Source organism: Acinetobacter sp. YH01010 (assembly GCF_013420775.1).
GTDB lineage: Bacteria > Pseudomonadota > Gammaproteobacteria > Pseudomonadales > Moraxellaceae > Acinetobacter > Acinetobacter amyesii.
This window is the reverse complement of record NZ_VOYF01000006.1, coordinates 49,571-69,642: the sequence shown is the minus strand read 5'-3', so window position 1 is coordinate 69,642 and position 20,072 is coordinate 49,571. Positions and strand designations below refer to the sequence as shown.

21 protein-coding genes are annotated in these 20,072 nt (G+C 40.1%); 6 read left to right on the top strand and 15 right to left on the bottom strand.

What is annotated here, in order from left to right:
* Window positions 1–207 precede the first annotated feature (207 nt).
* On the top strand, window positions 208–1,077 hold the full coding sequence (locus FTT77_RS07135) for a DMT family transporter (protein ID WP_180026082.1): 870 nt from the start codon (window positions 208–210) through the stop codon (window positions 1,075–1,077).
* A 128-nt stretch (window positions 1,078–1,205) separates the two neighbouring features.
* Here FTT77_RS07135 and FTT77_RS07130 read toward each other — a convergent pair whose 3' ends face one another.
* The 3 genes from FTT77_RS07130 to truB form a co-directional block, all read right to left on the bottom strand.
* On the bottom strand, window positions 1,206–1,667 hold the full coding sequence (locus FTT77_RS07130) for a hemerythrin domain-containing protein (protein ID WP_180026083.1): 462 nt from the start codon (window positions 1,665–1,667) through the stop codon (window positions 1,206–1,208).
* Between the two features lie 135 nt (window positions 1,668–1,802).
* Entirely contained in the window at window positions 1,803–2,576 is a 774-nt protein-coding gene (locus tag FTT77_RS07125; RefSeq protein ID WP_180026084.1) for a TSUP family transporter, read from the bottom strand.
* 24 nt (window positions 2,577–2,600) lie between these two features.
* Window positions 2,601–3,509 (bottom strand): tRNA pseudouridine(55) synthase TruB, encoded by a 909-nt coding sequence (gene truB, locus FTT77_RS07120; protein WP_180026126.1) that lies wholly within the window; start codon window positions 3,507–3,509, stop codon window positions 2,601–2,603.
* A gap of 153 nt (window positions 3,510–3,662) precedes the next feature.
* Between truB and FTT77_RS07115 the strand changes: the two genes are divergently transcribed.
* The 4 genes from FTT77_RS07115 to FTT77_RS07100 all read left to right on the top strand — a co-directional run bounded on the left by FTT77_RS07115 (window position 3,663) and on the right by FTT77_RS07100 (window position 8,260).
* Window positions 3,663–4,691: a lipase secretion chaperone gene (locus FTT77_RS07115; RefSeq protein WP_180026085.1), complete on the top strand. Its 1,029-nt coding sequence runs from the start codon at window positions 3,663–3,665 to the stop codon at window positions 4,689–4,691.
* A 45-nt stretch (window positions 4,692–4,736) separates the two neighbouring features.
* On the top strand, window positions 4,737–5,714 hold the full coding sequence (locus FTT77_RS07110; RefSeq protein ID WP_257223986.1) for a triacylglycerol lipase: 978 nt from the start codon (window positions 4,737–4,739) through the stop codon (window positions 5,712–5,714).
* A gap of 367 nt (window positions 5,715–6,081) precedes the next feature.
* Window positions 6,082–7,092 (top strand): triacylglycerol lipase, encoded by a 1,011-nt coding sequence (locus tag FTT77_RS07105; RefSeq protein WP_180026087.1) that lies wholly within the window; start codon window positions 6,082–6,084, stop codon window positions 7,090–7,092.
* 202 nt (window positions 7,093–7,294) lie between these two features.
* The gene (locus tag FTT77_RS07100; RefSeq protein WP_180026088.1) at window positions 7,295–8,260 is read left to right on the top strand and encodes a triacylglycerol lipase; all 966 of its coding nucleotides are present in this window, start codon (window positions 7,295–7,297) and stop codon (window positions 8,258–8,260) included.
* Window positions 8,261–8,321: 61 nt separating this feature from the next.
* Here the strand turns inward: FTT77_RS07100 and rplS are convergent, their stop codons facing one another.
* The 12 genes from rplS to ispH all read right to left on the bottom strand — a co-directional run bounded on the left by rplS (window position 8,322) and on the right by ispH (window position 19,310).
* Window positions 8,322–8,693 carry a 50S ribosomal protein L19 gene (rplS, locus tag FTT77_RS07095; protein WP_078189351.1) on the bottom strand — a complete coding sequence of 124 codons (372 nt, stop codon included), beginning with the start codon at window positions 8,691–8,693 and terminating at the stop codon, window positions 8,322–8,324.
* Between the two features lie 138 nt (window positions 8,694–8,831).
* Window positions 8,832–9,572, bottom strand: a complete 741-nt coding sequence (trmD, locus tag FTT77_RS07090; protein WP_180026089.1) for a tRNA (guanosine(37)-N1)-methyltransferase TrmD — start codon at window positions 9,570–9,572, stop codon at window positions 8,832–8,834.
* Between the two features lie 42 nt (window positions 9,573–9,614).
* Window positions 9,615–10,163: a ribosome maturation factor RimM gene (gene rimM, locus FTT77_RS07085; RefSeq protein ID WP_180026090.1), complete on the bottom strand. Its 549-nt coding sequence runs from the start codon at window positions 10,161–10,163 to the stop codon at window positions 9,615–9,617.
* Between the two features lie 17 nt (window positions 10,164–10,180).
* Window positions 10,181–10,438, bottom strand: coding sequence for a 30S ribosomal protein S16 (gene rpsP, locus FTT77_RS07080; RefSeq protein WP_078189354.1), 258 nt, complete (start codon window positions 10,436–10,438; stop codon window positions 10,181–10,183).
* 144 nt (window positions 10,439–10,582) lie between these two features.
* A complete protein-coding gene (locus FTT77_RS07075; RefSeq protein WP_180026091.1) occupies window positions 10,583–10,993 on the bottom strand; it encodes a type IV pilin protein in 411 nt (136 codons plus the stop codon).
* 7 nt (window positions 10,994–11,000) lie between these two features.
* Window positions 11,001–11,555: a prepilin-type N-terminal cleavage/methylation domain-containing protein gene (locus FTT77_RS07070; RefSeq protein WP_180026092.1), complete on the bottom strand. Its 555-nt coding sequence runs from the start codon at window positions 11,553–11,555 to the stop codon at window positions 11,001–11,003.
* Window positions 11,533–15,474, bottom strand: coding sequence for a PilC/PilY family type IV pilus protein (locus tag FTT77_RS07065; protein ID WP_180026093.1), 3,942 nt, complete (start codon window positions 15,472–15,474; stop codon window positions 11,533–11,535). The genes FTT77_RS07070 and FTT77_RS07065 overlap by 23 nt, the downstream gene beginning before the upstream one ends.
* Before the next feature lie 17 nt (window positions 15,475–15,491).
* Window positions 15,492–16,274, bottom strand: a complete 783-nt coding sequence (locus tag FTT77_RS07060) for a pilus assembly PilX N-terminal domain-containing protein (RefSeq protein ID WP_180026094.1) — start codon at window positions 16,272–16,274, stop codon at window positions 15,492–15,494.
* Complete coding sequence (locus FTT77_RS07055; RefSeq protein ID WP_257223987.1) at window positions 16,258–17,169, bottom strand: PilW family protein; 912 nt, start codon at window positions 17,167–17,169, stop codon at window positions 16,258–16,260. The genes FTT77_RS07060 and FTT77_RS07055 overlap by 17 nt, the downstream gene beginning before the upstream one ends.
* A gap of 1 nt (window position 17,170) precedes the next feature.
* Window positions 17,171–17,689: a type IV pilus modification protein PilV gene (pilV, locus tag FTT77_RS07050; protein ID WP_180026095.1), complete on the bottom strand. Its 519-nt coding sequence runs from the start codon at window positions 17,687–17,689 to the stop codon at window positions 17,171–17,173.
* Window positions 17,686–18,195, bottom strand: coding sequence for a Tfp pilus assembly protein FimT/FimU (locus tag FTT77_RS07045; RefSeq protein ID WP_180026096.1), 510 nt, complete (start codon window positions 18,193–18,195; stop codon window positions 17,686–17,688). The genes pilV and FTT77_RS07045 overlap by 4 nt, the downstream gene beginning before the upstream one ends.
* 164 nt (window positions 18,196–18,359) lie before the next feature.
* The gene (ispH, locus tag FTT77_RS07040) at window positions 18,360–19,310 is read right to left on the bottom strand and encodes a 4-hydroxy-3-methylbut-2-enyl diphosphate reductase (RefSeq protein WP_168378169.1); all 951 of its coding nucleotides are present in this window, start codon (window positions 19,308–19,310) and stop codon (window positions 18,360–18,362) included.
* 133 nt (window positions 19,311–19,443) lie between these two features.
* Between ispH and gmk the strand changes: the two genes are divergently transcribed.
* Complete coding sequence (gene gmk / locus FTT77_RS07035; RefSeq protein WP_180026097.1) at window positions 19,444–20,067, top strand: guanylate kinase; 624 nt, start codon at window positions 19,444–19,446, stop codon at window positions 20,065–20,067.
* Window positions 20,068–20,072 lie beyond the last annotated feature (5 nt).

The window sequence follows — 20,072 nt, the reverse complement described above, 5'->3', positions numbered from 1 at the left end:
GCATGAATCTCAGACTCAATTTTTTGAATTCAAATTGAATCATGATGTGCTCAGTCCTGCTCTTACATCCGCCGAACCTTAGAATATTAAATTTAGAACCCATCATGATTTGATCAAATGTTAAAATTCACTCAACTGTCAGCATTAACCGCTATACTGTACTGATTCAAAAATAGGGCTCAACGCCGCCCAACAACTGTGTGCCGCATGCCAAATTCACAACTTCTTGCTGTTGTTTTCATGGTGCTCTCCATGATCTCCTATCAGATCAGTGCTTCCTTTGCCAAACAACTGTTTTTGGTACTAGACCCACTGAGCGTGACCATTTTAAGGCTGTGTTTTGCCTCGATTATTATTTGTTTGATGTTCCGCTCTTGGCACATTTTAAAACGGCTGTCATTTTTAAAATGGCGTGATTTACTCTGCTATAGCGCAGCCCTGTGCCTCATGAATGTCTTGTTCTATATGTCACTGGGCAAACTCCCTCAAGGCATTGCTGTAGGACTGGAGTTTATTGGGCCTCTAGGTTTGGCATTGCTGTCGATTAAAAATCGTAGTGACTATATTTGGGTGTTTTTGGCGATCTTAGGGATTGCGTTGATGGTGCCTTGGGGACAAGCCCAGAGTGGTAATTTCTCACTGATTGGTGCGGCATGTGCCTTGGCTGCCGGACTCTGTTGGGCCTTTTATATTTATTTCGGGCAAAAAGTGGTACACCAAAATATTGGCATGCATGCACTGACCATTGCCATTAGTTTATCGGCATTGACCTTATTACCCATCGGCCTCTATAACAACGCAGCAGCTTTATTGGATACACAATATTGGCCTAAAGCACTATTGATTGCCATTTTAGCCACAGCGATTCCCTATGCCCTAGACCTCAAAGCCTTGAAGATTCTAAGCAAGCTGAGTTATGGCACATTGTCGAGTATCTCACCTGCTCTGGCAGCTATTACGGGTATGGTTTTATTGGGAGAACGTATCGGCATGTGGCAATGGATCGCACTGGTGTGCATTATGCTCGCCTCAGTCGGGGTGACGATGCGTTCCTCTAAATCGGAAACAGCCAGCTAAATTTTTAAAGGCAAAATAGTTAAATAAAAATGGCGGGATTGCCGCCATTTTTCAACAAATTGTCTAAGCGCTCTTACATCTAAGCTTTTAAATACAAGGTTCGAAAAAGTCTAGATTCTATACAGGACTTAACCGGTCAGACTGTCTTTATCCGCTTTTTTATATTTTTTATACTCGGCTAAATATTGTTTGGCCAAGGCTTCTTTTTGCTTATCATCCAATATTTTACCGGCTTGTTGAAAGAAACCGTGTTCCTCTTCCTGTAAATGATGATGCACTGTTTCTGAAAGTTTTTTGGCAATGGCCAGCCAGCCCGGATTGCTAAATTCAGTCTCAGTCAACTGCTCTAAAAGTTCGTCCATTTCATGATGTTCAGCCAAGGCATGACGGGTAATATTTAGCCCCGAATCGGTCATCATTAAAGGAATATAAAAATATCGGTCTTCCCCGACAGCATGAGCAAATAACTCATTTTTGAGCAGCTCAAATAAATCTCGACGCTCAGGTGTATCCCCTGATGTTTGAATGAGTTTTTCAGCAAGTTCTCGTTGCTTTTCATGACTTTGGCGTAAAGCTTCAAATATATTCATTGTAGTGATGACCTCTGATGCTTAGCTAATTGTGTATTATGCAATTTAATTATTATCCACAACTCAAACGAGTCGCTTATTTTCATACTAATCATTTCAGCGACAGAATTCAGCAACGCTCTGTTAAGATTTGTTTTAAGCTTGTCCCGTAAAGGTTTGATAACCCAACCGTATAATCAAAATACTCACCAAAATCAAAAATAGAATTCGAATAAAACCACTGCCGTATTTAATCGCCGCACGTACACCAACGATCGAGCCTAAAATATTTGCTATAGCCATCATCAAGCCTATCGCAAATAACACATGGCCAGTGGGCGCAAAAAAACTCAGTGCTGCAAGGTTGGTGGTTAAGTTGGCGACTTTTGACAAAGCAGAGGCATGTAAAAAGTCTGCTTGTAGATAACGAATAAAAAAGAAAATAAAGAAACTGCCAGTGCCAGGTCCAAAGATGCCATCATAAAAGCCAATCACCAGACTACCAATAGCGGCAAAACCTAGGATTTTAGGAGTCAGTTCTTGGCGTACATGCACCTGACCAAATTGTTTTTTGGCAAAGGTATAGATCGCAATCACGATCAACATGACCAAAACGAAAGGACGTAAGACTTCTTTTGGAATCATTGATACACAGGCTGCTCCCACAAAGGAGGCAACAAATGCACAGCTTGCAATGACCGCAAGTAATTTCCAACGGAGTTTGACTTGGCGTAAAAAAGAATAGGAAGCTGACGCTGTACCAAAAATCGAAGACAACTTATTGGTGCCAAACACCGTCGCCGGAGATAAGTGCGGCATGGCATTCATAATGGCTGGAATTTGAATTAATCCTCCGCCCCCCACTGCTGCATCAATTGCACCGGCAAAAAATGCAAAAAATAAGAGGCTTAAAATAATTTCAAAGTCCATAAGAAGTCTTCAATGCTGTATCAGCTACTCTAGATTTAACACACGCTTAGGCACCAAACGTTTACGGTCTGTAATTTCAGCCAGCCCTAAACAACGCTCACCATCAAATACCAAAACCTGCGCTTCCGCAGCATGCTCAATATTACTTTCCATTCCACGACTAAAATATTCAGCTCGACCTTCCGGCGCTTGCACTTTGCAGAAATGATCGACAGGCGAATACACCGGCAGCAATAATGCTTCACGCTCAGCTTCGGTCAGACTCTCTAAATATTCAATGGTAAAGCTTGGGTTAAGATCAAAATGCCCTGTTTGCGTACGGTGTAGATAGGTCAAATGTCCAAAAGTACCCAATGCTTTGGCAATATCTTCGCCTAAAACACGAATATATGTGCCTTTGGAACAGGTGATGTCGAGTGTAATACTATTCTCACTAAATGATAATAACTCGATGGCATAAATCGAAATTGGACGTGCTTCACGCTCAATTTCTATGCCTTTACGCGCCAACTCGTACAGCGGGCGACCTTCTTTTTTCAGCGCAGAATACATCGGTGGAGTTTGTTGAATATCTCCCACGAACTGTGCCAACACCTGCTGAATCGTGGCTTCCGTCAAAACAGGTACGGCTTGTTCCATCAGTACCTCACCCTCCACATCACCCGTCGTGGTGCTGTGTCCTAAAAAGACCGTGGTTTGATAACGCTTGGTCGAGTCGAGCAAGAAATGTGAAAACTTAGTCGCTTCACCCAAACAAATCGGCAATAAACCTGAGGCTAATGGATCTAGCGCACCTGTATGTCCTGCTTTTTGTGCTCGATACAACCAACGCACTTTTTGTAATGCAGCATTCGAGCTAATGCCCAAAGGCTTATTTAATAAAAATACACCATGTACTGGACGACGCTGAATCTTAGGAGAAGCTTTTTTCATGACTAAAATAGGGCAAAAAGAGAACTGCGCCATGGTATCAATCCATGCTAAGCGTTTACAACTTTTCTATGTTTTTATCATTCTTTTATGTCATATTGAGTTCACATTTAGAACTCATAAAACAATTAAAACGGAATAAAGGTGCATTGGGATATGCAAAAAAATAAACTCTGGCTGATTTTAGCCATTGTGGTTATTGCGGCAGCCGCATTCATGTATTGGCTTGCACCAAAAACATCACAAAATGATCCTTCAGATCAATCGATTCAACAACAAAATACGCCTTTAGCTCAGGGCGAAAATGCTACAGCACAAGCCACAAGCGGTTCTTCACTGCTCAGTCCAAGTCAACAAGACACAGAAGTTAACTGTCAAATCAGTATGGATGGTTCAAACCGTCTGATCGTGAACGAACAAACACGGAATTGTTTTGAATATTTCATCACTCAATATGGTGAAAAGTCGATAGATCAAATCAAAAAGGATTTTAAAACCTACATTGCACAAGGTCATAAAGAACCGGCGCTGTCACAAATTTATGATTTGTGGGATCGCTATATGAAATATCGTGAACAATTAGGTAATTTACAGCCACCAAGTGACGACAAAGAATCACCACAATATTATCGCTCGATCTATAGCAGTACTCAGGATTTAAGAAAACAGTTCTTTTCTGATTATGAAATTGAAGGTTTATTTGGCAAGGAAAATACCTATCACGAATACACGCTGAAACGCATGGAAGTGGTGAATGACAAAAAACTGTCTGAGTCTGAAAAAGCAAAAAAACTAAAAGCCCTGTTTGATGAACTCCCAGAAGATTGGAAAGAAAATCTGGAACAAATCAATAAACTTGAAGATTTACGCAAACTCACAGCGGACATTAAAGCCCGTGGTGGATCAAGCGAAGAAATCCATCAAATGCGGTTAAATTTAGTTGGTCCAGAAGCCACTCAGCGCCTTGAAAATCTAGACAACCAGCGCAGCTCTTGGAAATCTAGCGTGAATCAATATCTCACAGAGCGTGACAGTATTGTGAAAAGCAATATGAGTGACAGTACTAAACAACAAGCAGTACAGCAGCTCCGTAATCAACATTTTAAATCCAAGGAAGATCAGCTCCGCGTTAATACCTTTGAATCTGTACATGATCAAGGTGGAAAATTACCTTTTGCAGAATAAGTACAAATAACAATTTAAAAATAACTTCAATTTCAGGATGAAATGATGAAAAAACCACAAGCTCTTTTATGCGCAATCATCGCTGCCTCAGCAGCTGCCGCAACCTCACAGTCCCAAGCTGCAGCTGGACTTCAACATGTCACCGCCAATAGCTCGGCAAGCTATGCTAAGACCAAATACCCGATTGTATTTACCCATGGCATGTTCGGGTTTACTCGCATTGGCTTTGACAGCTTTGGCATGGATTATTTTTATCAAATTTTGCCGGATTTAGCCCGCAACGGTGCCAATACCTTTGCTGCCCAAGTTTCTCCGCTAGAGTCGACAGAAGTTCGCGGTGAGCAATTGCTCTCTCAAGTCGAAGAAGTCCTTGCCCTGACCGGACAACCTAAAGTGAACCTCATTGGTCATTCACATGGTGGGCCAACCACACGTTATATTGCAGCGATCAAGCCTGAATATGTAGCTTCGGTAACTGGGGTTGCAGGCACTTATCGCGGCTCTCTAGTCGCAGATAAGATCCAAGCCAACAAAACCATTAATTCAGTCTTTGGTGTACTTGGCGATCAACTTTTAGCACCGATTATTACTTGGGCTGAAGGCAACTCGAGTCTCCCTAATAGTGTCGATGCATCACTCACCGCAATCAGTGAAAAAGGTTCTGCTGAATTTAATGCAAAATTTCCAACCGCAGCACTAGCGGCGAACTGCAATCAGTCGGGTGCCAAAGTCGACAATGGCGTGTATTACTACTCATGGACGGGTACAGCGCAAGCCACGAATGTATTAGATGTATTAGATACAGTGATTAGTCGGCTTGCCCCTTTGGCCTATGGAAATCGTGACAATGACGGTTTGGTTGGACGCTGTAGCACCCACATCGGACAAGTGATCCGTGACGACTACAATCACAACCACTTAGATGAAGTGAATATGGTCTTTGGCCTACGCAGCCTATTTTCACCTGACCCAGTTGCGCTCTACCGCCAACATGCCAATCGTTTAAAATTACAGGGACTGTAACCTCAAAAGTTGGTTCCCTTTAAGCACTGAACAGGACGTCTTTGGACGTCCTTTTTTGTTTACAATGTTTTTATTTGTAAGTATTAAACAAATTAATTCAATAAGTTATTCAATAATAACAACTAAAATAAACGATCAAAATAAAAGACAAATGTATATAAATATGCATGTCATCTGAATGCAGCCCATGTCCTAAAATGACATGGAATTTCAAACCGAGCATGAAAAAATGACAAGGCATCTTTGTCTATTCAAACTCTCTAAAATCAAAGATATGGCCTAGCCAATCACAAAGATGTTGCTTAAAAACAGAGAGTATTTTCATTATTAAAAAGTAATAAAAACAACATCAGATCAAGGAACATTTATGCGATCTTTAGTAAACACGGCCAAGATGGCCTCTGTAGCTGCAGTTGCAGGCTTAGCGATGAGTATATCGGCAAGCACTCAAGCTGCGCCTAGCGTCCTCCAGGTGAAGGAAACGGCAAAATCTGACTACGCAAAAACCAAATATCCAATTTTAATGGTGCATGGTTGGCTCGGTTGGTCACGTATCGGCACCAACACCATCGGACTAGATTATTGGTACCAAATCTTGCCAGATATGGCACGAAATGGCTCAACCGTATTCGCGGCGCAATTATCTCCTGCAAACACCACAGCACATCGTGGCGAGCAGTTAATTGCACAAGTTGAAGATGTTTTGGCTATTACAGGGAAGCCAAAACTTAACTTAATCGGTCACTCTCATGGCGGCCCAACTGTATTGTATGTTGCTCAAACAAAACCACAGTACATTGCGTCTATTACAGGTGTTGCAGGAACCTATCACGGCTCTAAAGTAGCGGATGATATTCAAGGCAACTCACTTTCTCGCACTGCCTTCAATATTTTAGGTGACTATATTGTCGGCCCACTGATTGCTTTAGGTCAGGCAAAACCTGAGCTTGAAATTGATTTCGATGCTTCTATGAAATCATTATCACAAACAGGTTCTGCTGCATTTAACAGTACGGTTGCAAAATCTGCTGTAGCTGACGGTGTTTTGGCATCTTCAGAAAATTGCAGCAAAAACTTAAAGCAAGTCGACAGCAAAGGCATTCAGTACTATTCATGGACCGGTGTTGCACAAACCACAAATCTACTTGATATCGATACGATCCTGATGCAACTCGGACCATTGTCTTACGGCAATAAAGACAATGACGGTATGGTTGCACGTTGTAGTGCTTATATCGGTAAAGTCATTAATGACAGTTACAAACTTAACCATACCGATTTAGCCAATATGATGTTCGGCTTAACAGGCCTATTTGCACAAGATCCTGTGGCGCTGTACCGTCAACATGCCAACCGTTTAAAACTGCAAGGACTTTAATTCTTATCGTTGAAATTTAAATGCAATAAGGGGGCTTCGGCCCTCTTATTTGCTTTTATCAATCTGAAAATTCGTGATCTTTTATTTTGTTACATTTAGCGTCACAGTTAATCTTTTTCAATTTGCAACAGGTGATCTTTATTGCTTTATTAGAAGTGACAATAAGTATTGTCATAAAACAATAATACATTGAGGATCGCTCATGAAATACGGACCATTTTTAGCAGGTTTAATTGCAGCTACGTTCATCGGTAATGTATCTGCCTCGCAAGCAACCCAAGTCACCGCCAAAGCTAGTTCTAGCTATGCAAAGACCAAATATCCAATCGTATTTAACCATGGTATGGGTGGTTTTATTACCGTTGGTACGGACTCATTTGGACTCGACTATTGGTATCAAATCCTTCCTGATCTTGCCCGAAATGGTGCAAATGTTTGGGCAACTCGCGTATCGCCTTTTAACTCTACCGAAGTGCGTGGCGAACAGCTTCTACAACAAGTCCTTGAAATCCGAGCACTCACTGGTGCAGATAAAGTGAATTTAATTGGACATAGCCATGGTGGACCAACGATTCGTTATGTTGCCGGTGTTCGCCCAGATGTCGTGGCTTCATTAACCAGTGTTGCAGGACCTCATCAAGGCTCCCCTGTTGCAGACTTAATTTTAAAAGCTGAAGGCACCGCTGTGGAAGCACCCTTGGTTGGAGCTGTGAATTTTGTCTCTAAAGCCATCGTTTGGGCGCAAGGTCTAGATCCAAAGACTTACCCTCATGACGCATTGGCAGGTGGTTCAAGTTTAACGCTAGCGGGTTCTGCAAAGTACAATGCCGCATTCCCTCTGGGCTTGCCTAAATCCAATTGTGCTGATGGCAATAGCGTGGAAAAAGGTATTTATAACTATTCATTTACAGGTGTGGGCCAAATCACCAATATTTTAGATTTAGACTCAGCCCTAAAAGTGACCGCATTACTGATCGATGACGGAAAAGACAATGATGGCCTCGTATCACGCTGTAGTGCCAAATTTGGTAAAACCATTCGTGACAACTACAACTGGAACCATTTAGATGAAGTCAACCAAGTGCTTGGTCTCAAAGCGCTATTTGCACCAGATCCTGTCGATGTCTATCGTCAACATGCAAACCGCCTAAAATCTCAAGGTTTATAATTTTCTTTCTCGCATAAAAAATGCGCCAAAAGGCGCATTTTTTACAGCGTTGTAAAACAAATTATTTTGCTTTACGAGCTGGTAATTTTTCACGAATACGTGCAGCTTTACCAGACAATTCACGTAGGTAGTAAAGTTTAGCACGACGAACGTCACCTCGACGTTTCACTTCGATACCAGCAACGATTGGTGAGTGAGTTTGGAATACACGCTCAACACCGAAACCGCTAGAAATTTTACGTACTGTGAACGCAGAGTTCAAACCACGATTTTTCTTAGCAATTACAACACCTTCAAATGCCTGAAGACGTTCACGCTCACCTTCTTTTACTTTAACTTGAACAACTACTGTGTCACCAGGAGCAAAAGCAGGGATGTCTTGTTTCAACTGTGCATTTTCAACAGCTTGTACTAAAGGATGTTTACCGCTCATGGGGTATCTCCGATTATGCGAGTTAGAAGAGGTCTAATCATCGCTGGGGCTAGAGGCTAAAGCGCATAGACCCGATTGACTTTCCCTTTATGCTTGACCGCTTCAATGCATAAAGAGCCTAATATAAGATTTAAAAAATTAAACCTTGGAATCTTTTAGCCATTTCTTTTGCTGCTTGGTCAATTCAACTTTTTCAACCAACTCAGGTCGGCGTTCTAAAGTGCGTTGATATCGCTGCAAAAACCGCCATTTCTCAATATTGGCATGATGTCCTGATTTTAATACTTCAGGAACATCTAAACCTTCAAAATGGTCTGGCTTGGTATATTGTGGGCAATCTAAAAGACCATCCACAAATGAGTCTTGCACATGTGATTGTTCATCAGACATTGCACCCGGAAGTCTCCGAATCACACTATCCAATAAAACCATCGCAGGGAGTTCACCACCAGATAAAACGTAATCGCCTATTGACCATTCCTGATCAACATATTGTTGGATCAAACGCTCATCCACACCTTCATAACGACCACACAATACAATCAATCCATCATATTTGACGAAATCTTGTACCGCATGTTCATTTAAGGTCTTTCCTTGCGGCGACATATACACCACAGGGACATGAACAGCACCCGCTTGCTGGGCAAGCTCTTTGGCACGATGAATTGCTTTCGCTAATGGCTCAGCCATCATCACCATACCTGGACCACCACCAAATGGACGTTCATCCACTCTTTTGTAGTTGCCCTCAGCAAATTCGCGTGGATTGATACAATGAACTTGCACAATCTCACGTTTTGCTGCGCGCCCGCTAATACCGTAGGCTGTAATCGCTTCAAACATTTCAGGAAAAAGCGTAATGACTGCAAAAAACATCGCAGACTCCTCTATTTTCCTGCTGCGTCAATCCTTAAAGGATTAATAATCTACGCCCCAATTTACGTAGATACGACCAGCTTCGAGATCAACACGCTGTACCACATCTTTATGCCATGGAATCATTCGCTCTTCGCTATCGACGCTGTCAGCAGTAGCGCGAACTACCATCACGTCGTTAGCACCTGTTTCAAACAATTCGTGGATTTGACCGAGGTTGACTTCTTGCTCATCTTCTCCAAGACCTAACACTGTTAAGCCCTTCAAATCTGACCAGTAGTACTCATCCACGCCTGCTTGAGGCAGTTGCGATTTAGAAATCCAGATATTTGCGCCAACCAACTTATCTGCCGCGGTACGATCACTCACACCTTTTAGCGAAACAACCAAGCCTTTGCCATGTGGTTTCCAACGTTTTACATCTACTGTTTGCCAACCTGCTTTGGTCTCAATGTACCAAGGGAGGTAGTCAAAAATATTGCTCATAGGTTCTGTATTGGAATAGACCCAGAGCCACCCATTTAATCCATATGCTGAACGTAGCTGTCCAATCTGAATACGATCTTCGGGAACATTCTGTGTTGGTGTCATGGGTAACCTACTACTAATTAAGCAGTAGCTGCAGCTTTCTTAGCTTCAGCAGCTAAAGAAGCAACACGTTCTGAAGGTTGAGCACCTTGTGAAACCCAGTGAGCAAAACGGTCAGCATCTAAACGAAGTTTTTCTGCTTTACCTTGAGCTGTAGGGTTGAAGAAACCGATACGTTCGATGAAACGACCGTCACGTGCATTACGGCTATCAGTCACAATGATTTGATAGAACGGACGTTTTTTAGCACCACCGCGTGCAAGACGAATAACAACCATGATAGAACCTTATAGTTTTTACGGATTATCCCTGTACCGACCATCGATACATTTCAAACCCCTTTCATAGAGGGCAATATTTTACGTGAAATTTGCCCTGAATGAAAGATCAAAAAGTGTTTATCCACAATTTTGAATTTGAGGTTATTTGCCGTCCCATGGTTCACAAGCGCCAGAAGTTTTTTCCCAACATTGTTTGCCGGTACTATCTAACGTTAAATTGCCTGTATTCAACATCTGCCCCTGTGGAGTTGCAGTCAATTTCCAAGACATATTATCAGCCGCTACAGACAATTCAATTTCATAAAAAACTTTCCCTGTAAGTGGATAGCTTTCTTTTAAAGTATTGTTACTTAAGGCCACGCCTTTATAAGTATATTTTACCAATTTATAATTTGATAAATTCCTTGCAATTTTGAGTAATTCACTTTGTGCGCCTACTCGGTTCGCCTTTATTACGTAGCCTGTATACAATGGAAAAGCTATAGCTACCAAAATACCTAAAATAGCAATAACAATTAATATTTCAATTAACGTAAATCCAGTTTTCTTCATATTAACATTACCAAGCTTTTACGTTGCTGCCAGGGCAAGTAATATCTGTTTCACTGAGTGTATCTCTAGTTTTGCAACGAAGTCCTTCACTTGTCATAAGAATATTATAATTCTTTGGATCATTTTGTACTAAAGCCTGTATCATCCAACCATTCCCCCATACAGCATCATCATCCAAATTTTTCTTGGGACTATTAAGGTCTTTTACGAGTATTTTATATTTTATTTTATCCCCAGTAGCCCCTACTGGAACAGGTATTTCTACCAAAGCGGGAGAATTAGCATCAGTACGATAAATACTATTAGGATCAAAATATTTATAAGTAAAATTTTTTGATTTATAACGTTCAAGTTGTTCTGCAATTTTCTGCACTTCTTGCTGTGCTTGAGACTCAACTCCCTTACGTACCTGATCTTGATAACTAGGAATAGCAATTGCTGCGATAATTGAAATTACGACTACAACAATCATAAGTTCAATCAATGTAAAACCCGAGTTAGCTCCCCAGCGGCATATAAAATATGCTGCTGGGTTTGCCTTAGTTATTTTTAGCTTCGACATATTTTTCATACCATCGAGTTGGATTTAAAATTTTATTACACTCCCATCTACCCTTACCACTTTGTAAACCTAAGATCGTTAGAGCGCCACAATTAGCTCCTTTTAAAGGCTCTGCATCGGCATTATTATCTGGCCCCATAGAAATTCCACGAATACCTGCACCCAATACATTTTGGTTTCTACCATTCAACATCTGGAAACCTGTTACTTTATCCTTGGTTGTATCAACATTTCCCGTGCTGTTCAAGCATGCCCCATAAGGTAGACAAAATTGCTGGACATGTGTTTCCCCAACCACCCTAGGTTGACATGGATTACTTCTATCAACAATACCTGTTCCTTGCGGGTCATATACTGGAACCATTAAACGCCCTGTAATTGCAGCTGGTTCTTCCTCAAAGGCTTTTAAACCACCAGGTGTTCTTGTTGTTGAAACTGTTTTACCATCTGTATCACTCAATACAGCTGTTAAAATTTCTTTTCCATCTGGCCCACTCGATAAAGATCTATACCATCCAAGCTTCCCACCTATAGCAAATTGACTCGCAACCTTTCCAGAAATGGTCTGAGGATTTGGATATAGTTTTTCCAGTGTAATATCTTTTGTAAGATCAATATCAGTACCATCCAATTTCCCAGTAATCAAATAGCTATTCGCAACATCTCGATCAATTAAGCCATATACTTTATTTGTTGGTCTATTGGTCAATGCGTTAAATGGTTTAATTTTTTCACGACCTTCCGTTGGCGCAACATCTAACGGAGTACTTCGATCTCCAGACGCAATACCCAACAATAAAAAAGTATCTTTTCCTTCATCATGAATTGTTAATGTTGGTGGCTGATAGAAACGAGGTTGATTTCCAGCTGTAAGTGTATGTTGATTGACATCTTTACCTACACTCAAATCTGCTAAACGTATAACTCGCTTTCCAAGCTGTGCATTAGCTGCATTATTCAAATCGACTCGAAAAACCTGCCCGCCCAAATCACCAAAATATAAGTTATCAATTAGACCATCACCATCCCGGTCTAAAGTACTTATACGACTCACAACACTATGTTTCATAGCCGTATTATTTGTGTTTGCTCCGGTATTACTTGCCCACCAAATACGTTCACCAGTCTCAGCATGAATAATATAAACTGCATTACCAAGTGCTTCTGATTTCTTACAATTATCTACAACAGTTCCTGCATGATTTTTTATTTGAAACTCATCAGGGTTTTCCTTCCCTAAAATAAATTGAGGATTTTCATAACATGCATCATATCCACCCCCAACAATCATGACACGAGTAATTTTACCCTTGTAGCGAATATTTGCTAAAACAGGCTTAGACCAAGTTTGCCCCATTCTGGCATATTCACCACTACCACCAGTAACTTTAAATAAGAATTTAGGATCAGTAGGCTTAAGAACATCTAAACCATAATAACTCCTCCCCCCCATACGCATACCACCGTATACGTTCATCTTACTTGCATTAACTGTGACAGACTCATCAGTTTCACTAACAATATTATATTTTGAATCTACAATCCAAGCACCACCAATACCTGCAGTTGCACCATTTTGATCTGATTCCCCTTTAACCAAGGCTTTGGATGCCGTAGAGTCACTTAAAATTTCAGATGGAACAAATACCATTTGTTCGATCCCCGAAGTTCCATCCACAATCCTTAAAGCTCCTTCCATACTCCCATAAAGTACAGACTGCTTTCTCACCGTACCAAGATCACCATTTGAATCTAAATCACCAGAATAAGTCATTTGAACTGGAAAAGAATGAATACTTGCTCCCATTGCACTGGTAGCTAATTCTGGTGCTTTCAGTTCTTTAGGCATTTCACTAGGAGTCAGTGGTAAATTAAAGCCAAAATAATTTAATAATTTTAATTTAATGTCGGTACTTAAATTTTTTAATTTGCTGTTATTTTCAAAATTACTTAATAGATCATTTGGAGTCGTTGTAGATTGAGAAACATAAAATAAACCACTACCTTTACTTGTAGTAGTAATTACTCCTGTAGAGGATACGCTACCAATATCACTATACAGTGGTCTATATCCATTTGGTGCAGCCTCAGTTGGTAATTTCAACTTAGATATAACACCACCGATATCCACACCTGCGTCATCAGTTTTTGACGTGTCATTCCAAATATCTTGAGTACCTTTAGTAAAGCTACCATCAGACTCATAAACCCATTTACTCTCATCTTTAGATTTTAATGCTCCGCCACTGACAGGATATTTTTTCAAATTCCCCATCCAAATCATATTCAGAGTCCCAGGCTTTGGTTCTAAAGCTCTTAAATAACCGTAGGGCTGAAAAGTATGTGGACTTAAAGCATCTACTGGCACAGAGATCGCTCCAGTAGACAGAGGATCAATCGGATTTTTACCAATATTGTCAATAAATTGAACTACACTTCTAGTCACTTCTGCTGGGTCATTTGCAATAAAGAAGCCACCATTGCCATAGCCTGGATTTTCTACACCATACGTTGCTTTTCCTGGAGAGCAAGCATCGTCGGATGTTCTATCCGCCTGGGTTCTTGAACTTAATTTACATGCATTAGAAACATAAGGCTCTGTTAAATCACTCATATCACTACCAAAACCGACAAATGCAGTTTGTATCGAAATACCAGCGGGGTTCTTATTTTTATCAAAAAGCCTCTTTGCAAACTCACCTATACAACGCCATCCACCTGGATTATACCCCTCAAAAGCTTCACTCAATCCACCCTCACAATCGAAATCAGTTCCCTTTGCGCCTAAAGCATTTGTCATTAGGTTAATTGATCGAGATTCATTAGTAGAGTTAGCTGCACCATCAGATAGAACATATACGCCCTGCCCATCACAACTTTGGCGGTCGTCAACAGCAGGTAGTGGTGAATTATAAGCAGTTGAGTCAGCAATTTTTGTTGTACGGTCTGAGAAATTAAAACCACTATCAAGATTGGCTGTATGTTTACCAGTTTTTACATAACATTTACCAGAAATACGATCCACGTTGCAGTCTTTTTGATTAAGACCATTAATATAAAAATTTGGGATAGTACCTCTAGTACCGTTACTCCACGATGTACATAATTTACCTGCAGTATCAAAGGTATCACATACCTTATAGTAATTATCCCAGTATGAAACATAAGTAAAAAATACAGGTGCTTCACTTAAAGCAACAACTGAACCTGTTTTCGTCCCCATTAAATATGCAGCTGCTTCAGCATATGCATGCGCTGTCGGTGTACCATTTTTTGCAGTTAAATCCTTAATTGCATTTTTTAATCTTGTCCGATGAGTAGATCCAACACCGTCTAACTTTTCGGCAGGTACTAATATTTGCCCGCTCCGCCCATCACCACTAGCTGAGTAGTTACCCAGCCCAACCTTGACTTCATTTAATGTAGAATTATTACTATTTAGAAAAGCGAACATTCCATCTTTTAAGCGAGTAAGGCGGTCATAACAACGGTAGGTTTTATCAGTGACTCTTTCACAACCATCTTTGATAACTTGACTTATAGAACTGGTTTTAGATTTGCTAACATAACAAAATCTTCTGTCATAAGAAGGGCTTGTATCTGAAGGTGCAATATATGTTTTCCCATCTTCATTCGCCAAATTTAAGGCAGTAATTACTTTATCACTAGTAGAAGTCGAATTAGAGCAAACCTCATAATCAGCTTTTATATAATTCATAGAACCTGATGTATCAAGCATCATAACAATGGTTTTTTTACCTGCCGTTGGTGCCATATAGATCTGCAAATCCGTTGCTTGTGCTACAGATGAAGTAATCAAAAGCGTACTAAAAAAAGCACCCGTTGCAACTAAACTTAAATTTAATTGACTTCTTTTGCCTTCATAATTATGTGAGGCAATCTTTTTTACTATTTTCATTTCCTAATTCCTCTTAATTATGTCGGCTCATTTACCATTTTTAAAAATGTTTGAAGGTTAAATTCTTGCATTTGAGTATTGACTGGAATTCCTAAATTTACTAGACATTGAGCAACTGTTTCTTTGCCCTTAGTTTCAGTATCTGTATCATCATTAATGAAACCACTCATGCATTTTTGAGCTACTGAAACATCTTTTGCAAAAGCAGGCATTACAGCCGTTGTTGTAACGCGAATACGCTTCTGTTCAGTAACACCTTCTGGCATGTTTTGACCACCACTCACATTGGTAGATCTTGCTAATAGTGCCAAAGGCGGAAGTGATGTTGAGTCTGTAGGAATTTTAATCGCGATTTGGGTTACAACACCTTTACGCGCGCTACCATAGTCTTCAGACAAATCACAATAATTATCAACACTGCCATCAACGAGTTTTAATGTCCCGCCACCTTCTAAATGCTGAACTGCCATAGACATTACTGACCCAAACTTAATGGTTGATTTAGGTCTATAACAAAACACATATTCATTACCTGGCTCCACTTCATTATCTTTTAGAGCCTTACCTATGATGCTCGACAAATTTGTCTGCTTAATAATATCTTCAATAAAAATTTGATTAATTGGAGTATCCGCAGTTTGGCTAGATAATTGACCTACTTGCGCATTAGCAGAAATATTCAAAGTAGTCATTGCAGTTCTTATTGACATTACACCAACTATAGTGGTCAACAAAAGGACTAGCATCACAACAATCATCGTTGAGCCTGATTGAATCTTTAAATTATTGGGCGCTTTCATAGACTTTTTCCCCCAAACCATTTCGCAAAGCAATTGTTGTCGCATACATGCGTCGTACATATTTTGTCGTTTTATCTGTAGCTATAACTTCGCCATCTAAAAATTTAAAACTATCAGTTTTTGGGTCTAGATCTTTACTGCTCACAGAATCTTTCGAACGTACCAACATCATGGCATGGATAGATACAATGCGGGGAATATCAGGTTGCACCGCATCCTTTGCAACCTTTTTGTATTCATCAATTGTGTAATAAACAAATTCTTCCCCAATTTTACTTCCCAAATAAAACCTCAATTGATCTACTCGAGGCATTACTATTTCACCATTATTTTTATCGTTTAAACCTGCTATAGATACTTCATTACTGCCAGCAGAATTAGCATCACACGCTAATGCCAAATTTGAAGCAGATCCATCAGCTCGTAAAAAGTATCGTTGAATTACATATTCATTAGCTTTCACTTTCACACCTTCGCAATTAAGCATGTCATTGGGAGCTATAAATTGAATAGTTAGCTGATCGCTTTTTGAGCCAACACTTGAAGTACCACCAGATTTTGTTAATAAATCAGCACTAACATCCTTTAAGAGCAAATTAGCATTGGTTTCACCACTACTAAGCACAATTCCCCCCATAGGAGTTATATTTGTTAAAATTGGATTATTCTCATTTCCATAATTCGCTAAACGCACATCACGAGCAATATATTCCACCCCAAAAATACCACTATCTTGCAAGTCTGCACCCGCTTCTTGCATACGTGCAGATATAATTCCACCTAAAAATAATTGCAGAGCAGCAGCAGCGACAATCAGTCCAATGACAATTGCAATTAATAATTCGACTAAGGTGAATCCTTTTTGATGAGTTAGCTTCATTTTATTTAAATACATATTAATAAGCCTCCATCATCAAACATCTTGCACCATAAATATATATACCCTTATCATTCATACAGTTACTATAATTTGTGCTTTTTAAATTTATTGCAGTCTCATCCCATGCCGCAAATAAGCATTGTCTTTTAATTGCATTAACACCAGGACATTCAGCCATAACAATTTTAATTCCAATATTGCTGGCAGCATGTGCTGCCAAATATGCATCATATTTGGCAAAATCAGCAGATGAACAAGGTTTATCCAAACATGTTGGTGCTGGTTTTGGTTCAACTGAATTTTCATAACTCTTTATGGCTGCTGGATAACTAGCTTGAGCACTAGGATTAGCTCTCATGTTCTCAGTTAACCCTCTAAGAATTAACGATGCTTGAGAACGTGTAAGAGCTTCTGATGTTGCATCTACTGCACGTAATTGCAATGCTGTATAACCCAGCACTCCTATTGCAAGTAGAATGAGTGCGACTAAAACTTCAACCAACCCAACACCCGATTGATATTTATTTTTATTCATGAACAAACTCCAGAATTTTTTAGATTCACATTACCAAGTACAGTCACCTCAATTTCTTTAGTTTTAGATTCAGAACAAACTACTATTTTTTTCGCTTTAGGAACTTTATTGCTCACACTATCTAATGAAGTTCCAGTTGGCCCAAAAACAAAGTATGTATCACCACTAACTTCAACCCCTGTTGCTAGATTAGCAATAACAACTCGATTCGAATCTTGAAATGTTTGCTTATCTGCAGCCGAAACATTTGCATTTTCTAAACATTTATCCTTAGAAATCACATCACCATCTTTTACTTTTGATGGACAAACAACAACAAATGCTCTATTAGCTGCAGCTTTGCTTCGCCCATCTTTTAAGGCTTGAATTACCTGTTCTTTTGCTTGGTTCAATTTATACGCTTTCAAAAAACCCACAAAGGAAGGTGCTGCTACCGATGCCACAATTGCCAAAATTGCTATAATCACCATCAGCTCTATTAACGTAAATCCATTATTTTTCTGCATACTCCCCCCAAGGCGCGCCAAACTTTACCCTATTAAAAATAATATCCAATTAAATTACAAAACAAACACAAATCAGGATAAAAGGCATAAAAAAACAGATAATTGCCAAAAAGCAATTATCTGTCAATTCTTAAAAAAATTCAGAATGTTAAGTCATTAACACTTTATGCCTGTGTTACAGGAATACGTAACTCTTTTGGCAAACTAAATGTAATATTTTCTTCACGACCATCCAACTCTTGCGGCGCTTTTGCTCCCCAATCTTGTAAGCGCTGAATTACTTGTTTAATTAAAATTTCAGGTGCCGATGCTCCTGCAGTTACACCAATTTTAGTGTGTTCATCAAACCACTCTTGTTGCAACTGATCTGCATTATCTACCAAATACGCATGCTTACCCATCCGTTCAGCCAATTCACGTAATCGGTTCGAGTTCGAAGAGTTCGGTGAACCCACAACCAGTACAACATCACATTGCTCGGCAAGATCACGTACGGCATCTTGGCGGTTTTGAGTGGCATAACAAATATCATCTTTACGCGGCCCCTGAATTTCAGGGAACTTCTGACGTAGGGCATCAATGACTTTTGCTGTGTCATCTATAGAAAGCGTTGTCTGAGTTACAAACGCTACTTTTTCAGGATGCACCACTTTTAGATCAGCAACATCTTGTTCATCTTCAACCAAATAAATCGAACCACCATTTTTGGTGTCATATTGGCCCATCGTCCCTTCAACCTCAGGATGACCTTCATGACCAATCAAAATTGCTTCCACACCTTCACGGGCATACTTGGTCACTTCTATATGTACCTTGGTCACCAAAGGGCAAGTCGCATCAAAAACTTTTAGCCCACGGCGCTCAGCTTCTTGTTGTACCGCTTTAGATACACCATGCGCACTGAAGATCACGATATTGTCATCTGGCACTTCATCCAGCTCATCCACAAATATCGCACCGCGTTGACGCAAGTCGTCCACCACAAATTTATTGTGTACCACTTCGTGACGTACATAAATGGGTGGGTTAAAGCATTCCAATGCACGGTTCACAATCGCGATGGCGCGATCAACACCTGCACAGAAACCGCGTGGATTAGCTAAAACAATTTCCATAGAATCCTCAATGCCCACTCAATTTTACGGGTATCACTTGAAATAAATGTAAACAATAGACGTCTGACTATTTAGTTTGGCGCGCGTCTACTCTAAAATAGAGAAGATATTTTATCATATCAGGAAAAATATCATGTCGGGTCTCTTGTTTGTCGTTTCTGCTGCATCGGGAACGGGCAAAACATCCCTCGTTAAAGCCCTGCTTGAACGTGTAAACAATTTACATGTCTCTGTTTCTCATACGACTCGTGGTCAGCGTCCTGGCGAATTAGACGGCGTACATTACCATTTTGCAAAAAAAGAAGATTTTTTAGCGCTCGTAAATGAAGGTGGTTTCATTGAATATGCTGAAGTTTTTGGCAACTACTATGGTACTGCACAGCGCACAGTAAAAGAACAGTTGGCCAAAGGTCATGACGTTTTACTTGAAATTGACTGGCAAGGTGCTGAACAGGTTCGTAAACTTTTTCCTGAATCTAGACAAATTTTTATTCTCCCACCAAGTCAGTTTGACTTACGCCAACGCTTATCAAACCGTGGCACTGACTCAGTTGAAGTGATCGAACATCGCTTAAGCTGCGCAGTTGAAGACATGCAGCAATATGTAAATTTTGATTACGTCATTATTAATGATGATTTTAATAAAGCCTTACATGATTTAGAGTCTGTGATTATTGCTAATCGCTTGGTTTTAAAACAGCAAGCGACACGTCATCAGCAGTTAATTGAAAAATTAATCACGCCGACTGAGCAGTGATTAAA